This window comes from Bradyrhizobium sp. 35 (assembly GCF_023073215.1).
Lineage (GTDB): Bacteria > Pseudomonadota > Alphaproteobacteria > Rhizobiales > Xanthobacteraceae > Bradyrhizobium > Bradyrhizobium canariense_D.
Genome location: NZ_JADPJC010000056.1, coordinates 207,968 through 224,720 on the forward strand (window position 1 = coordinate 207,968; position 16,753 = coordinate 224,720).

A 16,753-nucleotide genomic window follows, 5' to 3' on the forward strand; every position below is an offset into this window, starting at 1 on the left:
ACACAGTGTCTGGTGTCGCAGAATAGAGCGGGATTGCGGCCGCACGGCGATGTGTGCTCGCCGCCCCAATTCCTCCGGTAAAATTTGAGCGGTGGGCTGAACGTTTGCGCGAAACTTGTCTGCGATAAGGAGCAGGTAAGCCGCGAGGAACAGCCATGGTTGAAAAACACATAACGACGCCCCCCAACGTCATCGATCTGGCGAGCTATCGCCACGTCGCGACGAGCGGCAAGGCGTCGTCGCTGTCGGCACGCATGTGCCGGCACTGTGGTGCTCCGCTGCTCGACGGCGAGAACGACGACGATTGCTCGACTGCAATCAGCACGGCCGCTCCGCAGCCACGCGAGAGGTCACGTCGGATTCGACTCGATTGAGGAACGGAAGCTAAGGGCGATCCAGGTCTTGCGGCGGCGTTGTCTGGATCGCCTTGCTTCTCCGGCGTTATTTCCAACATCATCATTGCGAGGACCTCGCGACAAAATTGCGAAGCAATTTTGCACTGAAGCGACGAGGCAATCCAGACTGTCCTCACCGAGGCAGTCTGGATTGCTTCGCTTGCGCTTGCAATGACGCGGTAGCCTACACGTGCTGGCCGCCGTTGATGTGGATCTCGGCGCCGTTGACGTAAGAACTGGTGTCCGTGCACAGCACGTAGATGATCTTGGCGACCTCGTCCGGTGTGCCGAGCCGGTGCATCGGGATCTGCTGGTCGACGATCTTCTCGGTGCCCGGCGACAGGATCGAGGTGTCGATCTCGCCCGGCGCGATCGCGTTGACGCGCACGCCGACGCGGCCGAAGTCGGAGGCCATTTCGCGCGTCAGGGACGCCAGCGCGGCCTTCGAAGTGGCGTAGGCCGCGCCCGCGAAGGGATGCACGCGCGAGCCCGCGATCGAGGTGACGTTCACGACAGAGCCCTTGGCCGCCTTCAATTCCTCGATCAGCCCGCGCGCCATCATGATCGGCGCGAAGAAGTTGACATTGAACACGTGCGTCCAGGTGTCGAGGTCGGTGTCGATCGAGCCGAGCCTGGAGCCGCCGGCCCCCTTCGGCGAGATCGCGGCGTTGTTGACCAGCGCATGCAGCATGCCGCCTTCGAGACGGTCGCGGATGTCGGAGATCGCGCGCGTGGTATCTGCGGGGGTGGCGAGGTCGACCTGGATATGGTCCTCAGGGCCCGCGTCCCAGGGACAATCCTCCGGGAACGGATGCCGCGAGCAGGTGATCACGCGCCAGCCGGCCGAGGAGAAACGGATCACGGTGGCATGGCCGATGCCGCGGCTCGCCCCGGTCAGGAGCAGCGTACGGCGCGGCGCATTGGACGACTGCGGCATGGACATCTTTCAGGCTGGAGCATGATCCGGACCCGGAGGGCCGCGTTAGCGCAAACTGTGCAGCGGTTTTCCGAAGGGATCATTCTCGAACAAAATTCTAGGGATACATTCGCGTCTTGGACCATTTCTGGCCGGCCGCGTCACGGCGAAATTCAATGCGGTCGTGCAGGCGGAACGGGCGGTCGTGCCAGAACTCGATACGCGACGGTGTTATACGCCAGCCGCTCCAGCCCGGCGGACGCGGCACCTCGCCGATCATGTGCTTGGCGGCGACCTTGGCGATCGCCTGCTCGAAAGCGAAGCGGCTCTCGAGCTCCTGCGACTGCTTGCTCGCCCAGGCGCCGATCTGCGCTTGCTTGGGACGGGTGGCGAAATAGGCGTCGGCTTCGGCCTCGGTCACCGGCGTCACGTTGCCGCGGATGCGGACCTGACGGCGCAGCGACTTCCAGTGAAAAAGTAACGCCGCCTTAGGATTTGCGGCGAGTTCGCGGCCCTTCTGGCTGGCGATGTGGCTGTAGAAGACGAAACCATCGGTATCGAAGCCCTTCATCAGCACCATGCGCACGTCCGGCAGGCCGTCGGGATCGACGGTCGCGAGCGCCATGGCGTTCGGATCGTTCGGCTCGCTCTTGATGGCTTCGTTCAGCCAGGCCTCGAACAGCGCAAACGGCTCGTCGGCGGCGGTGAAATCACCGGATGTTAAGGGTGTCTGGTGTTTCATCGAGGTCGTGTCGGTCATGTCTGGGGTCCGAGTTGCGTCCTGCGGTCCAAAACGCGTTGTTGTCTGCTACCGCCCTATATAGGGTATGGGGACGCGTTGGCCTATCGGCGATCCGGCCGTCCGGCTTCGTCATGACGATCATTCTGATCGGACTCGGCACCGGCGGTTGCAGCTTTTCCCGCAACGACAAGAGTGCCTACGCCAAGGCCGAGGACAGCGACCTTACCGGCTCGATCGCAATGCCGGCCAGGGTGGCGGCACCGACAGAGACCGATCTCGCCTTCGCCCGCAACGCCGCCTCCGACGTGCTCAGCAAGAACGATAAGGATTCCAGCCAGCATTGGGAGAATCCGGAAACCGGGGCGCGCGGTTCGGTCACGCCGATCGCGCAATCCTATGCCGCCGAGGACGGCCGCAAGTGCCGCGACTTCCTGGCGAGCTACGTCAATGGCAGCACCGAAAGCTGGCTCCAGGGCGCGGGCTGCCAAAGCAGCCGTGGCAGTTGGGAGATTCATACGCTAAAGCCGTGGCGGAGCTAGGAATCGCTTCACCAGGCTAGTTGCAAAAATACCACTCGCCCCCCACATGAGGCTCAGTTGGGGCGGGGAGCCCTTTGAACAATTCGATTTCTTGAAGGAGACGTCACGGATGCGCGACCCCTATGAGGTCTTGGGGGTGCCGCGGAGCGCCAACGCTGCCGCGATCAAGAGCGCCTATCGCAAGCTTGCCAAGAAGCACCATCCCGACAGCAACAAGAACGACCCGAAGGCGGCCGAGCGCTTCGCTGAGCTCAATACGGCCAATGAGATCCTCGGCGACGAGGACAAGCGCAAGCAATTCGACCGCGGCGAGATCGACGCCGACGGCAAGCCGCGCTTCCAGGGTTTTCCGGGCGGCGGCGGTGGGCCGCGCGGGCGCGCGGGTCCCGGCGGGTTCGAGAGCTATACGTTCCGCGGTGGCGGCGCGGGCCCTGGTCCGGGCGGCGGCGCGTTCGAGGACATCCTCAACAGCATGTTCGGAGGAGGGCCGCGTCCGCGCCCCGGGGCCGGCGGCGGTGCCCAGTTCGAATTCGACACCGGCGGGATCGGGCTCGATCTCGACGTCAATGTCGCCATGACCGTCTCGCTGGAGGAGGCGGTGAAGGGCGGCGAGAAGCGCGTCCGGCTGCCGAACGGCAAGGAGCTCAACGTCAAGATTCCGGCCGGCGTGACCGAAGGCCAGCAGATCCGGTTGCGGGGGCAGGGCGAGAGCGCTCAGGGCCATCCGCCGGGCGATCTCCTGATCACGATCGGCATCGCGCAGCATCCGTTCTTCAAGATCGAGGGCGCCGATCTCAGGATCGACCTGCCGGTCACGCTCTACGAGGCGGTGCTTGGCGGCAAGGTCCGCGTGCCCACCCTCGGCAATGCCGTGGAGCTTTCGGTTCCGCAAAACACCTCCAGCGGCCGGACCTTCCGCCTCAAGGGCAAAGGATTGCCAAAAACTGGTGGAACCGGGGATCTCTTCGTCACCGTCAGGATTATGCTACCGGACGGGAACGACGCCGAGCTTGAAGCATTGATGGAGAAGTGGCGGGAGCAGCGCCCCTACAATCCACGTAGCGGGCTTGGCTAAGTGTGATCCGGAAACTGTGAGGGGTTCTCCTAAAGACTGAGAGCGTCGTCCATCGAGATGATGCTCATCATATGCCCGAGGCGTGGTAGCCCTTCTTGGCTCACGTGCTCGACGTGTCGGCTGTCCGGCGGGGCAGCCGATAAAAAGGTGCGGCCTCGAGAGGGGGACCAGCGCGGTACCAAAAACCCCAATCGAGGCCGCCCGCGTCGATCGGCGGATCGAACGCTGCTCATTTTCGCGTGATCATCCGGTGCGATAATGAGACGCGCCGATGTCTTCATTCCAAATTTTCAATGTCGGAATCGAGGCACCGCGTTTGCGTGGTTGTCTAGGTGCCGCTTTTCTCTGCTTGGTCGTAGACCGCCTGCGCCACTTTGGTCAGCCGGTCCCGGTCGCCGCCACCGCTGACGACGTAGCCGACGCCGCGCTCCGACCAGAACAGCGCCCCGTCCTTGTCCGTTCTGGCATACCGCATCTGCGTCGCGCCATTCTCGGTCTTGGCGGTGTAGATCGTGTACCGCTCGCCCGAGGCGCCCTCATACATCAGGAACGACGCCGGGCCGTTCGGCCCCGGCAAGAGCCGGCCGCCGACGAGCTTTAGTCCACTCGCCTCCAGGTTCGGAGCAAACACGGTCCAGCCGCAGCGTCTGGTCAGCCAGGCCTGGAGGTGGTCGCGCTCGTTGCCGCCGACCTCGACGGGATGGCGAACCTCGACGACATAGAGGCGGTGGGCGTCGAGTGCGTCGGTCGTAAAGCTCTGGAAAGTCGAGGGCGCGTTGGCGGCACCGTGCGCCAGCCAGCCGGCGGTGCCGCCGGCCATGAAGGCCACCAGCACAGCCGCGGCGGCGCCATAGAGCCAGTGCCGCGGGCGGCGCTCCAGCCGTTCGAGCTCGAGCCGCGCCGGCACCGGCTCCTGGGCGACGGAATCGTAGCGGGCGTGCAGCATCTCGGCCATGGCGCGCCAGGACTGCACGCGCTCGCCATCCTCGGGCTGCGCGGCAAGCCAGGCCTCGACATCGGCGCGGCGCTCGGCCGGCAGCTCGCCGTCGACATAGGCGTGCAGTTCGTCCTCGGTGACTGGGATCTTGCGGTCGTTCATATCGATCGTCTCTGGCTCTGCGGCCCAAAATGTTCTTCGTGGTTCAACTGCGCCGCTTCCCGCGCCATGCAGGAGAAACGACCGGCGCGATGCATCAATCCTGCCATCATTTCACCCGCCTGAGCGCCGGGCGCTCGCCCTCCAGCGAGGCTTTGACGTGGGCGCGGGCGCGTGCCAGGCGCGACATCACGGTGCCGATCGGCACGCCCTGGATGTCGGCGACCTCGCGGTAGCTCATGCCCTCCAGCATCACCAGGAGCAGCACCGAGCGTTGCTCCTCGACGAGCGTCGCCAGCGCCCTCTCGATATCGCGCCCTTCGGCTTCGGTCCCGCTGGCATCCGGGTTGTTCTCCGTCAGCTGCATGAATTGCGGCCGTCGTGCCAGCGAACGCCGCCGGTTCTTGTTGAGGTTGGTCAGGATCGTATAGAGCCAGCTCCTGACGTCGCCTCCGAGGAACAGACGCTCCGAACGCAGCGCCCGCACCAGCGTATCCTGCACCAGATCGTCGGCCGCATCCGCCTCGCGCGTGAGCGCGCGGGCGTAGCGGCGCAACGCCGGGATCATGGCTTCAACACTCTGGCGAAACGCACTCATTGCGGTCTTGACGTCCTGATGTCGGCGCGAGCGCCACAACGATCATAACACCCGAGCGGAACGGCTATTCCGGCGCTTGAAACAGCGTTAACGCCGCGTATTAGGACTGTACCGCAACGGAGGGCTGGTGTACCTCCAAACCTCACCGGGAGCTCGACGGGACGTTAGCAAATGGCGCAGAATTCAGGTCTGATGCAGGGCAAGCGGGGCGTGGTCCTCGGCGTTGCCAACAACCGCTCGATCGCCTGGGGCATTGCCAAGGCATGCCACGCGGCCGGCGCCGAGCTTGCCTTCACCTATCAGGGCGATGCGCTGAAGAAGCGCGTCGAGCCGCTCGCCGCCGAGATCGGCGGGCTCGTGCTCGGCCATTGCGACGTCACCGATGCTGCGACCATCGATGCGGCCTTCGCGGTGCTGAAGGAGAAGTGGGGCAAGATCGACTTTCTGGTGCATGCGATCGCCTATGGCGAGCAGCTCGACGGCCGCTACGTCGACACCACGCAGGAGAATTTTTCGAAATCCCTGCTGATCTCCTGCTATTCGTTCACAGCGGTGGCGCAGCGCGCCGAGAAGCTGATGACCGACGGTGGCTCGCTCATCACGCTCAGCTATTACGGCGCCGAGAAGTGGATGCCGCATTACAACGTCATGGGCGTCGCGAAAGCGGCGCTCGAAGCGAGCGTGCGTTATCTCGCCGCCGATCTCGGCGAGAAGAACATCCGCGTCAATGCGATCTCCGCGGGGCCGATCAAGACCCTCGCGGCGTCCGGCATCGGCGATTTCAGATATATCCTGAAGTGGAACGAGGCCAACGCACCGCTGCGGCGCAACGTCTCCACGGAAGACGTCGGCGGCAGCGCGCTGTATTTCCTCTCCGACCTCTCGCGCGGCGTCACCGGCGAGGTGCACCACGTCGATTCCGGCTATCACGTGCTCGGCATGAAGCGCCCGGACGCGCCGGACATTTCGTTCGGCGGGAAGGACTAACTTTTCACCCAGCAATGCCCGTCCCCACGATCTATTACCTTCGCCACGGCGAGACCGAGTGGAATGCGCTCGGGAGGCTTCAGGGCATCAAGGACATTCCGCTGAACGCACGCGGTCGCGGTCAGGCGGTGCAGGCCGGCGGCATTCTCGCCGATCTCTTCAAGCGCGAGGACCGCGACAAGGCCGCATTACCCTACGTGTCGAGTCCGCTTGGCCGCGCACGAGAGACCATGGAACTGGCGCGGAGCAAGCTCGAACTGCCGACTGCGGGCTATACGCTCGACGATCGCCTGCGTGAGATCGGCTACGGCACCTGGGAGGGACTGACGCTGGCCGAGAGCGAGGCCTCCGATCCCGACATCTACGCCCGGCGCCTCGCCGACAAATGGACGGTGGGCCCCGCGGGCGGAGAGACCTACGCCGATGTGCAGGTCCGCGTGCGCGCTTGGTACGACCAACTCCGGACCGACACCGTCGCGGTCGCCCATGGTGGGACCTGCCGGGCCCTGATGGTTTCACTCGGCCTGGAGACGCCGGCGAGCGCCGCCGAACTTTATATCGAGCAGGGCGCCGTCTACGTGTTCCGCGACGGGCGGTTGGAGAAGTTTAGTTAAGCCGGTTCGCTTGCGCGTCCTGCGCCGTCATGCCCGGGGCGCCCTTTTGCGCTTGTGGGCCAAGAACGTGGATGGCGGGACAACCCCGGCCATGACGACCGTGTAGGCATTTGACCCCAATTTCAGGGCGAGTTAAGTCAGCACTGACTTACGAGCTAGATACGGATGTCCTTCAACACCTTCGGCCACATGTTCCGCGTCACGACCTTCGGCGAGAGCCATGGGGTGGCGATCGGCTGCGTGGTCGACGGCTGCCCGCCCATGATCCCGCTCGTCGAGGCCGACATCCAGGGTGATCTTGATCGCCGCCGACCCGGCCAGTCGCGCTTCACGACCCAGCGTCAGGAGCCGGACCAGGTCAAGATCCTCTCCGGCGTGATGGCGCATCCGGAGACCGGCGTGCAGGTGACGACGGGCACGCCGATCGGGCTCCTGATCGAGAACACCGACCAGCGCTCAAAAGACTATTCCGAGATCAAGGACAAGTTTCGGCCTGGCCACGCTGACTTTACCTATGAAGCGAAGTACGGCCTGCGCGACTATCGCGGCGGCGGCCGCTCCTCGGCGCGCGAGACCGCGACGCGCGTCGCCGCCGGCGCGATCGCTCGAAAGGTGCTGCCCGATGTGAAGGTGCGCGGCGCGCTGGTGCAGATGGGGCCACACAAGATCGACCGCGCGAAATGGGACTGGGACGAGATCGCGAAAAACCCGTTCTTCTGTCCGGACAAGGACAAGGCCGCGTTCTTCGAGACCTATCTCGACGGCATCCGCAAGAGCGGCTCCTCGATCGGCGCGGTGATCGAGGTCGTCGCCGAAGGTGTGCCGGCCGGCCTTGGCGCCCCGATCTACGCCAAGCTCGATGCCGAGCTCGCCGCCGCAATGATGAGCATCAATGCGGTGAAGGGCGTCGAGATCGGCGCCGGCTTCGGCGCGGCCGAACTCACCGGGGAAGAGAATGCCGACGAGATGCGCACGGGCAATGACGGCACGCGTTTTCTGTCCAACCACGCTGGTGGCGTGCTGGGCGGCATCTCCACGGGGCAGCCGGTGGTGGTGCGTTTCGCCGTCAAGCCGACCTCGTCGATCCTGCAGCCGCGTCTCACCGTCGATCGCAACGGCGCCGACACCGAGATCATGACCAAGGGCCGCCACGATCCCTGCGTCGGAATCCGCGCCGTCCCCGTCGGCGAAGCCATGATGGCCTGCGTGTTTGCGGATCATTTCCTGCGCGACCGCGGCCAGGTCGAGCGCTAGCGTTCCGCAGGGCGCTTGTATCGCGCCACTAGTCCACCGCGCAGCTTGACGATCCCACAACTTCGTCCGCAAATGCGCGCATGGAAAGCTCCGAGCTCCAACGTATCACCAACTGGCTGATCGACGGCGCCTGGTCGTCGAAGGCCCCGGCCGAGATGACGGCCGAAGCCTGCGAACGGATGGTTGCAGCCGGTCTGCCGCTATGGCGGTTCGGCATCTTCATCCGCACGCTGCATCCCGAAATTTTCGGTCGCAACTTCATCTGGCGGGAAGGCGAGGAGGTCGAGATCGGCACGGTCGATTTCGAGATCCTGGAGACGCCGGAATTCGCCAGAAGTCCGCTGCGGGTCGTGTTCGAGCAGGGACTTGAGGTGCGGGGACGCATCGACGATCCCGGCAGCAAGCATTTCCCTTTTTTCGACGATATGCGTGCCGAAGGCGTAACCGACTACGTCGCGACGCCAATGCAGTTTCTCGACGGCTCGGTCCACGCGACGAGCTGGACAACGCGCCATCCAGGCGGCTTCACCGATGAACACATCGCGGCGATTCACACCATCGTCAAGCCGCTCGCGCGCATCACCGAGATCATCAGCCTGCGCCGCACCGCCGAGATGCTGCTCGACACCTATGTCGGCAATCGTGCCGGCGCGCGCATCCTTGGCGGTCAGATCCGCCGCGGCCACAACGACACCATGCAGGCTGCGATCTGGCTCTCCGATCTGCGCGGCTTCACGGCACTGTCGGACCGGCTGCCGGCCGAGACCGTGGTCGAGATCCTCAACCATTATTTCGACTGCCAGGTTGCCGCGATCCGCGGCCATGGCGGCGAGGTGCTGAAATTCATGGGCGACGGCCTGCTCGCGGTATTCCCGATCGACGAATATGTCGGCGATGCCGCGCATGTCTGCACGCGGGTGCTGGAGGCAGCGCGCGAATCTCGCGCCAGTGTCGAGGCGCTCGCGTATCCTGTCGGCGACGTCGTCGAGCGCTTCCGCTTCGGCGTGGCGCTCCACGTCGGCAACATCCTCTACGGCAATATTGGCGGCGGCAACCGCCTCGACTTCACCTGCATTGGCCCCGCGGTCAATCTTGCTGCGCGGCTGGAGAAGATCACGGGTCGCCTGGGGCGGACCGTCGTGGCCTCAGAAGGCTTCGCCAATGTCTGCCGCCACGACTGGCACGAGCTCGGCGAATTCCCGATCGCGGGCTTTTCCAAGGCGCAGCGCGTGTACGGGCTGACGGAGGAGACGCCGGTGGTGATGGCCTGAGGTCATCCTCGGATGTCCGCCGCCGTCAGCCTGGTGAGCAGAATTCAGGCGTTCGACGCCATCACCGACTTCAGCGGTACATCCAGCTGATAGACAAATCCGGACGGTTCGTAGGCCAGCCGCACCTGTCCGTTCAGTTGCTGGCCGAGCGACTCGATCATCCGGGTGCCGTAGCTCCGTCGTGTCGGCGGCGCCACCACGGGGCCGCCGCTTTCGCTCCACTTCAGGCGCAGCCTTTGCTCGATCTCGTCCACCGTCCATGCGATCTCGACATGTCCGGAGGAACTGGACAGTGCGCCGAACTTCGTCGTGTTGGTGCAGAGCTCGTTGAACGTCATCGCGAGCGCTATCACGGCACCGGATGTGATCCGGAGATCCGGCCCATTGAAATGGAATCGTCGACCTCCCTGACCGTCATAGGGATCGGTGGCGCCGCTCAGGGTATGAGTGAGGCTCGCATTGGACCAGCTGACCTGTATCAACAGGTCGTGGGCGCGCCCCAACGCCAGCAAGCGGCCATCCATGGCTTTTTGGCCTTGCTCGAGATTGATTGCGGCCCGGAAGCTCTGGGCTGCGATTGCGCTCACCGTCGCAAGCGTATTCTTGATGCGATGATGCAGCTCTCCGAGGATGAGCTTTTGCAACTTGTCGGCCGCCTCGCGTTCGTGGGCTTCGATGCCGGCTTGAGCGAGCAGGACCTTGGCGTCGGTGTCGGCCTGTTCCAGCAACAGGCGCAGATTGTCGTTCTCCGCCACCAGAACCGATTCCTGTGGCGATCGAGCAACCCCAAGGTTTTCCCCGGGATCCGTCGTTGTGGTCGGAAGGATTTTTAGCGCGCCCGCTCCGATCATCGTCTGCAACTGCGAGATCATTTCGTCGACGGCGAGCGGCTTGCGAAAGAAGCGGCTGTCCGCCGGCGTTTCGGTTTCAGACGGCTTTACCTGACCGGAGACCAGTACGATCTTGATGGCAGGCCAGCGATCGTGCACCGCGTGGGCCAGCTTCAGGCCGTCCATGGTCCCGGGCATCTGGATGTCGCTGAACAGAAGCGAGATGTCCGACCGCGACTCGAGGATCGAAATGGCTTCGTCGGCGTTGACGGCCTCCACAGGGCAGAAGCCTGCATCCTCTACGATATCGACCGCGCGCATGCGCAGGATCATCTCGTCTTCGACGACGAGAACGTTCGGCAAGGAGGTTGGGGGCGTTGACATCTGTGCACGACACTTTCCTGGATCATCCGACAAGCTCGGCCGGCGCTTTGCGATGGTTGGTCTAGCGGCGAGCCGTCACCAAACGAGCTTCATGAACCCTGACATCGGATTCACCCCGGCGCAGACACGATGCTTCGAAGTCCGGCCAGACCTGGCCCAGGCAATTCCGCGCCACCGGAAGGCTCGCCAGCCGGTCCGCCTTCGCCAAAGCAACGGTTTCGCGCGCTTTTACTTGCGGAGCAAAACCGGGCAGCACCATTACGGACACTCCGAGGAGCGCGAACATCGCGAACGCGACAAGAGATTTCATCATTTGGGCTGCTTTGGCTGTTGACCGCCCCGTTTCGTTTGGGGACGCTGTTATAACAACCAAAATGAAATATAGTTCATTTCATACAACTTATATTTGAAGTGCGATTTGAAGGCGGATGCCGCCCTTGGCCCGGATCGTCGCTCGACGTGAACAGGCGGTCGACAAGGTTTGCTTGCCATTACCTCGGGGTTTTGGGGCCAGGCAGGCTTATCCAATCATGAATGTGCGAGGCCGTTTCACTCAATCGCGCCGCCTTGAGCAGCGATTCCCGCTGAACGCCGGGCGGGGCAATCTCTGCGCGACGGCGAGCCTCGGCTGCCAATTGGGCAAGGCGATTGCTCAGAGGGATGGTGCGCTTGGTGGTGTCTTGCATAGGACGCTCCGCATTGGGCGGGAGCGCAAAGACTCTCTCAGTCACCGATGGATGCCGTGATGAGCCGGTGATGGCTCAGCATGCGCCTGTTGACAGCCAATAGATACACTATTCGGCAGAGCAGATTCGGCGCCGAAATCGAAAGCGGGCGCAAAAGCACCAAAGCCGGACCGGTGCACTATTCCTCCGGCTCCGTGGTGAACAGCAGGGGATAGCCCTTGGTGCGGCCGGCATCCGTTGCGCGGGTAGCCTTGGTCTCGGCGACGTCCTTGGTGAAGACCGCGACCACGCAGGCGCCGAGCTTGTGGGCGGTGATCATCACCTTGTAGGCCTGATCCTCGGTCATGCGGAACTCGGCCTTGAGGATCATCGTGACGAATTCGCGGGGCGTAAAGTCGTCGTTGATCAGGATGACCTTATGCAGCTTCGGCCGCTCGACCTTGGTCTTCGTCCTGGTTTTCGGTTTGGCAACGGTATCGTTCATTCCGCCTCCCGGATATGGCGGGCTCGGGTTCCTGCCGGCGCGCTCAGCGCGCGGCCTTCTCACCATATTGCAGGACCTGCACCTTCTCCAAGGTGATCAGGCCGCTCGACATCATGCCATCCAGGATGGGCAGGAATGCATTGATGTTGTCCTCGCTGTCGACGATCTCAATCAGCAACGGCAAGTCTTCCGAGAGCCGCAGAATCTTGGAAGTGTGGAGCCGGCTGGACTTGCCGAAGCCCATCGGGCCGCGCAGCACGGTGGCGCCGGCCAGATGCCGCTCGCGCGCCGTCATCACGATCGCTTCATAGAGCGGCTTGCCGTCGAATTGGTCGTTCTCGCCAAGGAAGATCCGGAGCGAAACTGCCTGATTAAGGATTTGCATGGTCAGCTCCTTCGCAAGCGGTTGGTGCCGCTGGCTATCATATGGCCTGCCCATACCGACACCAGCCAGCAGATGACGGATGCCGCGATATAGGCGAGCGCCGTATATTTCATGCCGCCGTGGAACAGGCGGAAGGTCTCCAGGCTGAAGGTTGAAAAGGTCGTGTAGCCGCCGCAGAACCCGGTCATGACGAACTGCCGGTGCTCGGGCCGCGCCAGCAGGCGGCCGTCGGGCCCGGTCAGCGTCGCGTAGAAGCCGATGATTAGTGAGCCGGTGGCGTTGATGAACAGCGTCGCGACCGGGAAGCCGGAGCCGGTGTCGAGCGCGAGCCCGACCAGATAGCGCGTTAGCCCGCCGACCATGCTGCCGGCGGCAATCCAGGCATAGAGCGTCGCGGTGCGCCAGCGATCGGCAGAGGAGGGGGACTTCATCTGCCTCTAGCCTCCCAGAGTGTCCGCGAGGAGGAAGCCGCAACTGACGGCCGCGAGGCAGAGCACGACCGAGACCGCGAGATTCCCGAGCGCGTGCATCGCCTCGCCGTTGCGCGCCAGCGTCAGCGTTTGCAGGCTGAACGAGGACACCGTGGTGTAGCAGCCAAGAAAGCCGGTGACCGCGAACAGCCATGGATCGGGCGCGGCGAAGACCGAGCCGGGATGGGTCGCCAATGCGCCAAAAATGCCGATCAGGAAGGCGCCGGTGACGTTGACGGTCACGGTGCCCCACGGAAACGTCTCGCCCAGCCGCCGCGCGATCGAGCCGGAGATGAAATAGCGCGCACAGCCGCCCAGCACGCTGCCGATCATAATCGCAAGCACTCCGCTCAGCACGGCGAACAGCCCCCCGTCATCGTTTCTCCTCCGTTGCCAGCCCGTTGCCGACGGCAAATAGTCCCATGAGCGCGACCAGCGCGAAGCCGAGCCCCGCCAGGAACGTGCCGGCCGGACCATAGGCATCCCACAAGGCGCCGGCGATCACGCTTGCGGCCAGCAAGGCAAGGCCGGTGAACAGGTTGAAATAGCCGAACGCGGTGCCGCGCAAGCTCGGTGGCGCTGCGTCGGCGACGAGGGCCGAGAGCAGGCCTTGCGTCAATCCCATATGCAGTCCCCACAGCACGACGCCGAGGGCGAGGCCGCCAAGGTTTGGCAGCAGCGCGAGCGCGAGATCGGCGCCGGCGAGGAAGACGAGGCCGAGCGCGAGCAGGCCGGTGCGGTTGATCCGGTCCGAGAGCACGCCGGCCGGATAGGCCGACAACGCATAGACGATGTTCATCAGCACCAGCACGGCCGGCACCCACATCGCATTGAGCCCGATATTCTGCGCACGCAGGATCAGGAAGGCCTCGCTGAAACGTGCCAGCGTGAACACGACGCCAACCGCGACCACGCGCCAGTACACGGACCCGAGCTGGCGCATCGCAGCGGTATTCAGCGGATTCCTTGACGGCTCCCGGCCGGGGTCCGGCTCCGGCTCGCTCACCGCGAACGCGATCAGTCCGAACGACAGGAAGCCCGGCAGCACGGCCACCCAGAACACCATCGTAAAATTGTCCGCCGTCCACCACATCAGGCCGATCGCCATCAGCGGCCCGACGAACGCACCGATGGTGTCGAGCGACTGCCGCAGGCCGAAGCTCGCGCCGCGCAGACCGATAGGTGCTATATCGGCGATCAGCGCATCGCGCGGCGCGCCGCGAATGCCCTTGCCGACGCGATCGATGAAGCGCGCGGCAACCAGCCATTCGACGCTGGGGGCAAGCGGGAACAGCGGTTTTGTCAGCGCGGCCAGCCCGTAGCCGAGCGCAGCGAGCAATTTGCGCCGACCGAGCCAGTCGGACAACGCGCCGGAGAAGATCTTCGTGATCGAGGCGGTCGCCTCGGCAATGCCCTCGATCAAGCCGACGGTGAGCGTGGAGGCGCCGAGCACGGTGACGAGATAGACCGGCAGCAGCGCGTGGATCATCTCGGAAGAGACGTCCATCAGCATCGAGACGAAACCGAGCACCCAGATCCCCCTGGGCAGCCCCGCACGCGCAGCATTCGGTGTTGTCGTCATCACGTCCAGGACTTCTCCTCGGCCTCTGCTTGACCTCTCCTCGGCCTTCATCCAGGCAACAAAAAACCCGCCGGCGGCGGGTTTGTCCATGCTCCCGCCGAAGGCAGAGGCCTAGAAATTGCCTCTCCTCAAGCAGGAGTCATCAGCCCACTACGGTCACAGGCCGCCGGGCGGTTGTCGGGGGACTCCATCCCCATCTGTCCGGCCAGCCTAACATGGAAATCGCGCCGGACAAGTGGGCGAGGTGCGCTGTCCAGTGGCCCGTCAGTCCGGGAGCGGACCGCACATGACGGCATGCCGGCGCCAGCGATCGCGCAGTCCAGCGGCGCGAGCGCGGCAACATCGCGGCCGCTTTGCGTACTGCTTCGCAATTCCGCCTGCAAATGCCTAACTGGCAAATGCCTAACCGGAATGTGAAGCGCGAGCGATCTTCGGACTTTGCGGCAAGGCGATTGCATGTCACCATCAGGTCATACGACGGGAGGCTGCGATGCGCTTGCTGTTCTCGATCGGGGCTGTGCTGGTGACCGGCATGTTCGCCGGAGGGGACGTCGCGGGCATCGCGGCACCAGGACCCAAGTTTGAGTCGCCCAGACTGGCGCTACTCAAAAATCAGCCGCAGCGGCAAGCAGCCGACAGAGACGCGCAGACGGTCGATGTCGAGCTGATCCTCGCCGTCGACGTCTCCTACTCCATGGACATGGACGAGCTCGCGGTCCAGCGTGAAGGCTATGCGCAGGCGATCCAGTCGAAGGAATTCCTGCAGGCGCTGAAGCTGGGCCCGAACGGCCGGATCGCGGTGACCTATTTCGAGTGGGCCGCTTCGACCGACCAGAAGATCATCATTCCGTGGCGGCTGGTCGACGGACCGGAGACCGCCGATGCCGTCGCCGCCGAAATCCTGAAGACGCCGATCCGGCGTGCCTCGCGCACCTCGATCTCCGGCGCGATCAGTTTCGCGATGCCGCTGTTCGACGAGGATCCCTATCGGGGCTTGCGCCGCGTGATCGACATTTCCGGCGACGGTCCCAACAACAATGGCACTCCGGTCACGATTGCGCGCGACGCAGCGATCGAGAAGGGTATCGTCATCAACGGCCTGCCGATCATGGTCAAGGAACCCTCCTACTCGACTATGGATATCGACAATCTCGATTTCTACTATGAGGATTGCGTCATCGGCGGCCCCGGTTCCTTCGTCATCACGATCAAGGACCGCGATAAGTTCAAGGAAGCCATCCGCACCAAGCTCTTGATGGAGGTTGCGGGCCGTATGCCGGAGCGTCCCGTGATGCGGGTTGCGGAGAAGGACAAGGAGCCGCGTGTGAACTGCATGATCGGCGAGAAGATCTGGTCGGACCGCTGGGGTCGCTGAGCGCGGCCACCGGACGAGACCTTTTGCCCTATTTGCCGGCGATGGAATTTTAACCATGCGTTTACCGTTGCGTGGCCCTAATCGGCTGCTTTCATTTGTTTCCGGATAAGGTTCTGACGTTGCTGTCGGGGCGCGAAAGAAGCGGGCCTGTCAGACACATCCGCCGAGCAACCCAATGGCCATCGTCACCTCGAGCACCAGCCAGATTTCTCCCGCTCTCGAGCGAGTGTATCACCAGAGCTCCCTGCTCGGTGAGTGGAATGGCAATTGGGCTGGCAACAACCAGCCCGTCAGCTTCAAGGTCGTGAACATCCGCGGGGCCCGGGCGCAAGTCGAGTACACCCATAACGGGCGCACCGAGCGCGGCTTTGGCGAGGTCGCCGGTTCGCTTCTCACCTTCGGCACGGTCACGGTCGGCACCAAGGACGGCAAGAGTCTGGTGCTGTTGTCATCTGCAGGCGCGGGCAAGCAGACCGCGACTCTCGAGAAGCAGGCGCCGCCGGCCTCCGACAGCCGCCTGATGGGAAGCTGGGGCGGCTATTCCAGTGACAATGGCAAGAGCGCGAGCTTCAGGGTGCTCGCTGTCAACGGCAACGAAGCGCAGGTCAGCGTCACCACAGATGGCGTCACCCGTCAGGGCACCGGCACCGTCTACAAGAACGTCATCATGTTCGGCCAGGCGCAGATTGCGACCGACGACGGGCAGAATGGCAAGATCATCTACCAGGTCCGCAACAAGTCCTTCGTGGTGCCCGTGACCAAATATCCGCCGTCGGATACATCGTCCTCGGTGGACAGGACGGCGTAGCAGATCACGGCTGCTGCTCGCTGGACCGCGTCAGCGCCTTCAATTGCCGGTCGATCTGACGCAAGACGTCGCAGGCGGTCGCCAAAGCGCCATTGCCGATCAGTCGCCAGATCTCCGTCGCCTGCTCGTCCAGATGCGGAATTGTCAGCGGTAACCGCGCTGCTTCCATAGCGCACCCTTCTCGTTGATGAGATAGCGCTCGTTCAGTGCGAACACGATCTGCGCAACGCAGGCCAGCGACCGGTAGACGCATCCGGCGATA

General features: G+C 63.8%; 21 protein-coding genes and 1 riboswitch. Of the genes, 9 read left to right on the forward strand and 12 right to left on the reverse strand.

All coding sequences use genetic code 11. The features are described 5' to 3' along the window. Positions 1–155 precede the first annotated feature (155 nt). Entirely contained in the window at positions 156–374 is a 219-nt protein-coding gene (locus IVB36_RS12840; protein ID WP_247298668.1) for a hypothetical protein, read from the forward strand. Between the two features lie 205 nt (positions 375–579). On the opposite strand, the gene IVB36_RS12845 is transcribed toward IVB36_RS12840, so the two are convergent. Both IVB36_RS12845 and pdxH read right to left on the reverse strand, forming a co-directional pair. Continuing rightward, positions 580–1,332 carry an SDR family oxidoreductase gene (locus IVB36_RS12845; protein WP_026233115.1) on the reverse strand — a complete coding sequence of 251 codons (753 nt, stop codon included), beginning with the start codon at positions 1,330–1,332 and terminating at the stop codon, positions 580–582. A 97-nt stretch (positions 1,333–1,429) separates the two neighbouring features. Then, positions 1,430–2,071, reverse strand: a complete 642-nt coding sequence (gene pdxH, locus IVB36_RS12850; RefSeq protein WP_247391556.1) for a pyridoxamine 5'-phosphate oxidase — start codon at positions 2,069–2,071, stop codon at positions 1,430–1,432. A 113-nt stretch (positions 2,072–2,184) separates the two neighbouring features. On the opposite strand from pdxH, the gene IVB36_RS12855 reads away from it, so the two are divergent. Both IVB36_RS12855 and IVB36_RS12860 read left to right on the forward strand, forming a co-directional pair. After that, complete coding sequence (locus tag IVB36_RS12855; protein WP_247391558.1) at positions 2,185–2,592, forward strand: RT0821/Lpp0805 family surface protein; 408 nt, start codon at positions 2,185–2,187, stop codon at positions 2,590–2,592. A 109-nt stretch (positions 2,593–2,701) separates the two neighbouring features. Continuing rightward, positions 2,702–3,667, forward strand: a complete 966-nt coding sequence (locus tag IVB36_RS12860) for a J domain-containing protein (protein WP_018456238.1) — start codon at positions 2,702–2,704, stop codon at positions 3,665–3,667. 328 nt (positions 3,668–3,995) lie between these two features. On the opposite strand, the gene IVB36_RS12865 is transcribed toward IVB36_RS12860, so the two are convergent. Next, positions 3,996–4,766: an anti-sigma factor gene (locus tag IVB36_RS12865; protein ID WP_085352549.1), complete on the reverse strand. Its 771-nt coding sequence runs from the start codon at positions 4,764–4,766 to the stop codon at positions 3,996–3,998. Between the two features lie 106 nt (positions 4,767–4,872). Then, complete coding sequence (locus IVB36_RS12870; protein ID WP_007594679.1) at positions 4,873–5,361, reverse strand: sigma-70 family RNA polymerase sigma factor; 489 nt, start codon at positions 5,359–5,361, stop codon at positions 4,873–4,875. Positions 5,362–5,532: 171 nt separating this feature from the next. Here IVB36_RS12870 and fabI point away from each other — a divergent pair, with 171 nt between their 5' ends. From fabI to IVB36_RS12890, 4 genes are all read left to right on the forward strand, one after another. Next, on the forward strand, positions 5,533–6,348 hold the full coding sequence (fabI, locus tag IVB36_RS12875) for an enoyl-ACP reductase FabI (RefSeq protein ID WP_027568710.1): 816 nt from the start codon (positions 5,533–5,535) through the stop codon (positions 6,346–6,348). 14 nt (positions 6,349–6,362) lie between these two features. Beyond that, a complete protein-coding gene (locus tag IVB36_RS12880; RefSeq protein WP_204513890.1) occupies positions 6,363–6,962 on the forward strand; it encodes a histidine phosphatase family protein in 600 nt (199 codons plus the stop codon). A gap of 165 nt (positions 6,963–7,127) precedes the next feature. Next, a complete protein-coding gene (aroC, locus tag IVB36_RS12885; protein ID WP_247391560.1) occupies positions 7,128–8,216 on the forward strand; it encodes a chorismate synthase in 1,089 nt (362 codons plus the stop codon). An 80-nt stretch (positions 8,217–8,296) separates the two neighbouring features. Beyond that, positions 8,297–9,487: an adenylate/guanylate cyclase domain-containing protein gene (locus IVB36_RS12890; protein WP_247391562.1), complete on the forward strand. Its 1,191-nt coding sequence runs from the start codon at positions 8,297–8,299 to the stop codon at positions 9,485–9,487. Between the two features lie 44 nt (positions 9,488–9,531). Here IVB36_RS12890 and IVB36_RS12895 read toward each other — a convergent pair whose 3' ends face one another. From IVB36_RS12895 to IVB36_RS12925, 7 genes are all read right to left on the reverse strand, one after another. Next, positions 9,532–10,701, reverse strand: a complete 1,170-nt coding sequence (locus IVB36_RS12895; protein WP_026233117.1) for an HWE histidine kinase domain-containing protein — start codon at positions 10,699–10,701, stop codon at positions 9,532–9,534. Positions 10,702–10,762: 61 nt separating this feature from the next. Then, positions 10,763–11,014 carry a hypothetical protein gene (locus tag IVB36_RS12900; protein WP_026233118.1) on the reverse strand — a complete coding sequence of 84 codons (252 nt, stop codon included), beginning with the start codon at positions 11,012–11,014 and terminating at the stop codon, positions 10,763–10,765. A gap of 551 nt (positions 11,015–11,565) precedes the next feature. Then, the gene (gene clpS / locus IVB36_RS12905) at positions 11,566–11,871 is read right to left on the reverse strand and encodes an ATP-dependent Clp protease adapter ClpS (RefSeq protein WP_007594672.1); all 306 of its coding nucleotides are present in this window, start codon (positions 11,869–11,871) and stop codon (positions 11,566–11,568) included. Between the two features lie 43 nt (positions 11,872–11,914). Next, positions 11,915–12,256 (reverse strand): DUF190 domain-containing protein, encoded by a 342-nt coding sequence (locus IVB36_RS12910; RefSeq protein ID WP_085384121.1) that lies wholly within the window; start codon positions 12,254–12,256, stop codon positions 11,915–11,917. Positions 12,257–12,258: 2 nt separating this feature from the next. Next, a complete protein-coding gene (gene crcB, locus IVB36_RS12915; RefSeq protein WP_018456248.1) occupies positions 12,259–12,687 on the reverse strand; it encodes a fluoride efflux transporter CrcB in 429 nt (142 codons plus the stop codon). Positions 12,688–12,693: 6 nt separating this feature from the next. Then, positions 12,694–13,092: a fluoride efflux transporter CrcB gene (gene crcB / locus IVB36_RS12920; RefSeq protein WP_247396565.1), complete on the reverse strand. Its 399-nt coding sequence runs from the start codon at positions 13,090–13,092 to the stop codon at positions 12,694–12,696. Between the two features lie 7 nt (positions 13,093–13,099). Next, positions 13,100–14,308 (reverse strand): MFS transporter, encoded by a 1,209-nt coding sequence (locus tag IVB36_RS12925; protein WP_247391582.1) that lies wholly within the window; start codon positions 14,306–14,308, stop codon positions 13,100–13,102. Between the two features lie 126 nt (positions 14,309–14,434). After that, a riboswitch (Fluoride riboswitch) is annotated at positions 14,435–14,512 on the reverse strand. A gap of 286 nt (positions 14,513–14,798) precedes the next feature. On the opposite strand from IVB36_RS12925, the gene IVB36_RS12930 reads away from it, so the two are divergent. After that, positions 14,799–15,683, forward strand: a complete 885-nt coding sequence (locus IVB36_RS12930; protein WP_018456251.1) for a DUF1194 domain-containing protein — start codon at positions 14,799–14,801, stop codon at positions 15,681–15,683. 175 nt (positions 15,684–15,858) lie between these two features. Beyond that, positions 15,859–16,491, forward strand: coding sequence for a hypothetical protein (locus IVB36_RS12935; RefSeq protein ID WP_247391566.1), 633 nt, complete (start codon positions 15,859–15,861; stop codon positions 16,489–16,491). Positions 16,492–16,495: 4 nt separating this feature from the next. Here the strand turns inward: IVB36_RS12935 and IVB36_RS12940 are convergent, their stop codons facing one another. Further along, positions 16,496–16,660 carry a hypothetical protein gene (locus IVB36_RS12940; protein ID WP_018456253.1) on the reverse strand — a complete coding sequence of 55 codons (165 nt, stop codon included), beginning with the start codon at positions 16,658–16,660 and terminating at the stop codon, positions 16,496–16,498. Between the last annotated feature and the right edge of the window lie 93 nt (positions 16,661–16,753).

What these genes read in the sequence shown, in the direction of transcription:
- IVB36_RS12910 (WP_085384121.1), bottom strand. Translation starts at nt 12,256, where the DNA reads ATGCAAATCCTTAATCAGGCAGTTTCGCTCCGGATCTTCCTTGGCGAG.
- clpS (WP_007594672.1), bottom strand. Translation starts at nt 11,871, where the DNA reads ATGAACGATACCGTTGCCAAACCGAAAACCAGGACGAAGACCAAGGTC.
- IVB36_RS12865 (WP_085352549.1), bottom strand. Translation starts at nt 4,766, where the DNA reads ATGAACGACCGCAAGATCCCAGTCACCGAGGACGAACTGCACGCCTAT.
- IVB36_RS12935 (WP_247391566.1), top strand. Translation starts at nt 15,859, where the DNA reads ATGGCCATCGTCACCTCGAGCACCAGCCAGATTTCTCCCGCTCTCGAG.
- IVB36_RS12895 (WP_026233117.1), bottom strand. Translation starts at nt 10,701, where the DNA reads ATGTCAACGCCCCCAACCTCCTTGCCGAACGTTCTCGTCGTCGAAGAC.
- IVB36_RS12860 (WP_018456238.1), top strand. Translation starts at nt 2,702, where the DNA reads ATGCGCGACCCCTATGAGGTCTTGGGGGTGCCGCGGAGCGCCAACGCT.
- IVB36_RS12840 (WP_247298668.1), top strand. Translation starts at nt 156, where the DNA reads ATGGTTGAAAAACACATAACGACGCCCCCCAACGTCATCGATCTGGCG.
- IVB36_RS12930 (WP_018456251.1), top strand. Translation starts at nt 14,799, where the DNA reads ATGCGCTTGCTGTTCTCGATCGGGGCTGTGCTGGTGACCGGCATGTTC.
- IVB36_RS12855 (WP_247391558.1), top strand. Translation starts at nt 2,185, where the DNA reads ATGACGATCATTCTGATCGGACTCGGCACCGGCGGTTGCAGCTTTTCC.
- fabI (WP_027568710.1), top strand. Translation starts at nt 5,533, where the DNA reads ATGGCGCAGAATTCAGGTCTGATGCAGGGCAAGCGGGGCGTGGTCCTC.
- IVB36_RS12925 (WP_247391582.1), bottom strand. Translation starts at nt 14,308, where the DNA reads ATGACGACAACACCGAATGCTGCGCGTGCGGGGCTGCCCAGGGGGATC.
- pdxH (WP_247391556.1), bottom strand. Translation starts at nt 2,071, where the DNA reads ATGACCGACACGACCTCGATGAAACACCAGACACCCTTAACATCCGGT.
- IVB36_RS12845 (WP_026233115.1), bottom strand. Translation starts at nt 1,332, where the DNA reads ATGCCGCAGTCGTCCAATGCGCCGCGCCGTACGCTGCTCCTGACCGGG.
- IVB36_RS12900 (WP_026233118.1), bottom strand. Translation starts at nt 11,014, where the DNA reads ATGATGAAATCTCTTGTCGCGTTCGCGATGTTCGCGCTCCTCGGAGTG.
- IVB36_RS12880 (WP_204513890.1), top strand. Translation starts at nt 6,363, where the DNA reads ATGCCCGTCCCCACGATCTATTACCTTCGCCACGGCGAGACCGAGTGG.
- IVB36_RS12890 (WP_247391562.1), top strand. Translation starts at nt 8,297, where the DNA reads ATGGAAAGCTCCGAGCTCCAACGTATCACCAACTGGCTGATCGACGGC.
- crcB (WP_018456248.1), bottom strand. Translation starts at nt 12,687, where the DNA reads ATGAAGTCCCCCTCCTCTGCCGATCGCTGGCGCACCGCGACGCTCTAT.
- IVB36_RS12870 (WP_007594679.1), bottom strand. Translation starts at nt 5,361, where the DNA reads ATGAGTGCGTTTCGCCAGAGTGTTGAAGCCATGATCCCGGCGTTGCGC.
- aroC (WP_247391560.1), top strand. Translation starts at nt 7,128, where the DNA reads ATGTCCTTCAACACCTTCGGCCACATGTTCCGCGTCACGACCTTCGGC.
- IVB36_RS12940 (WP_018456253.1), bottom strand. Translation starts at nt 16,660, where the DNA reads ATGGAAGCAGCGCGGTTACCGCTGACAATTCCGCATCTGGACGAGCAG.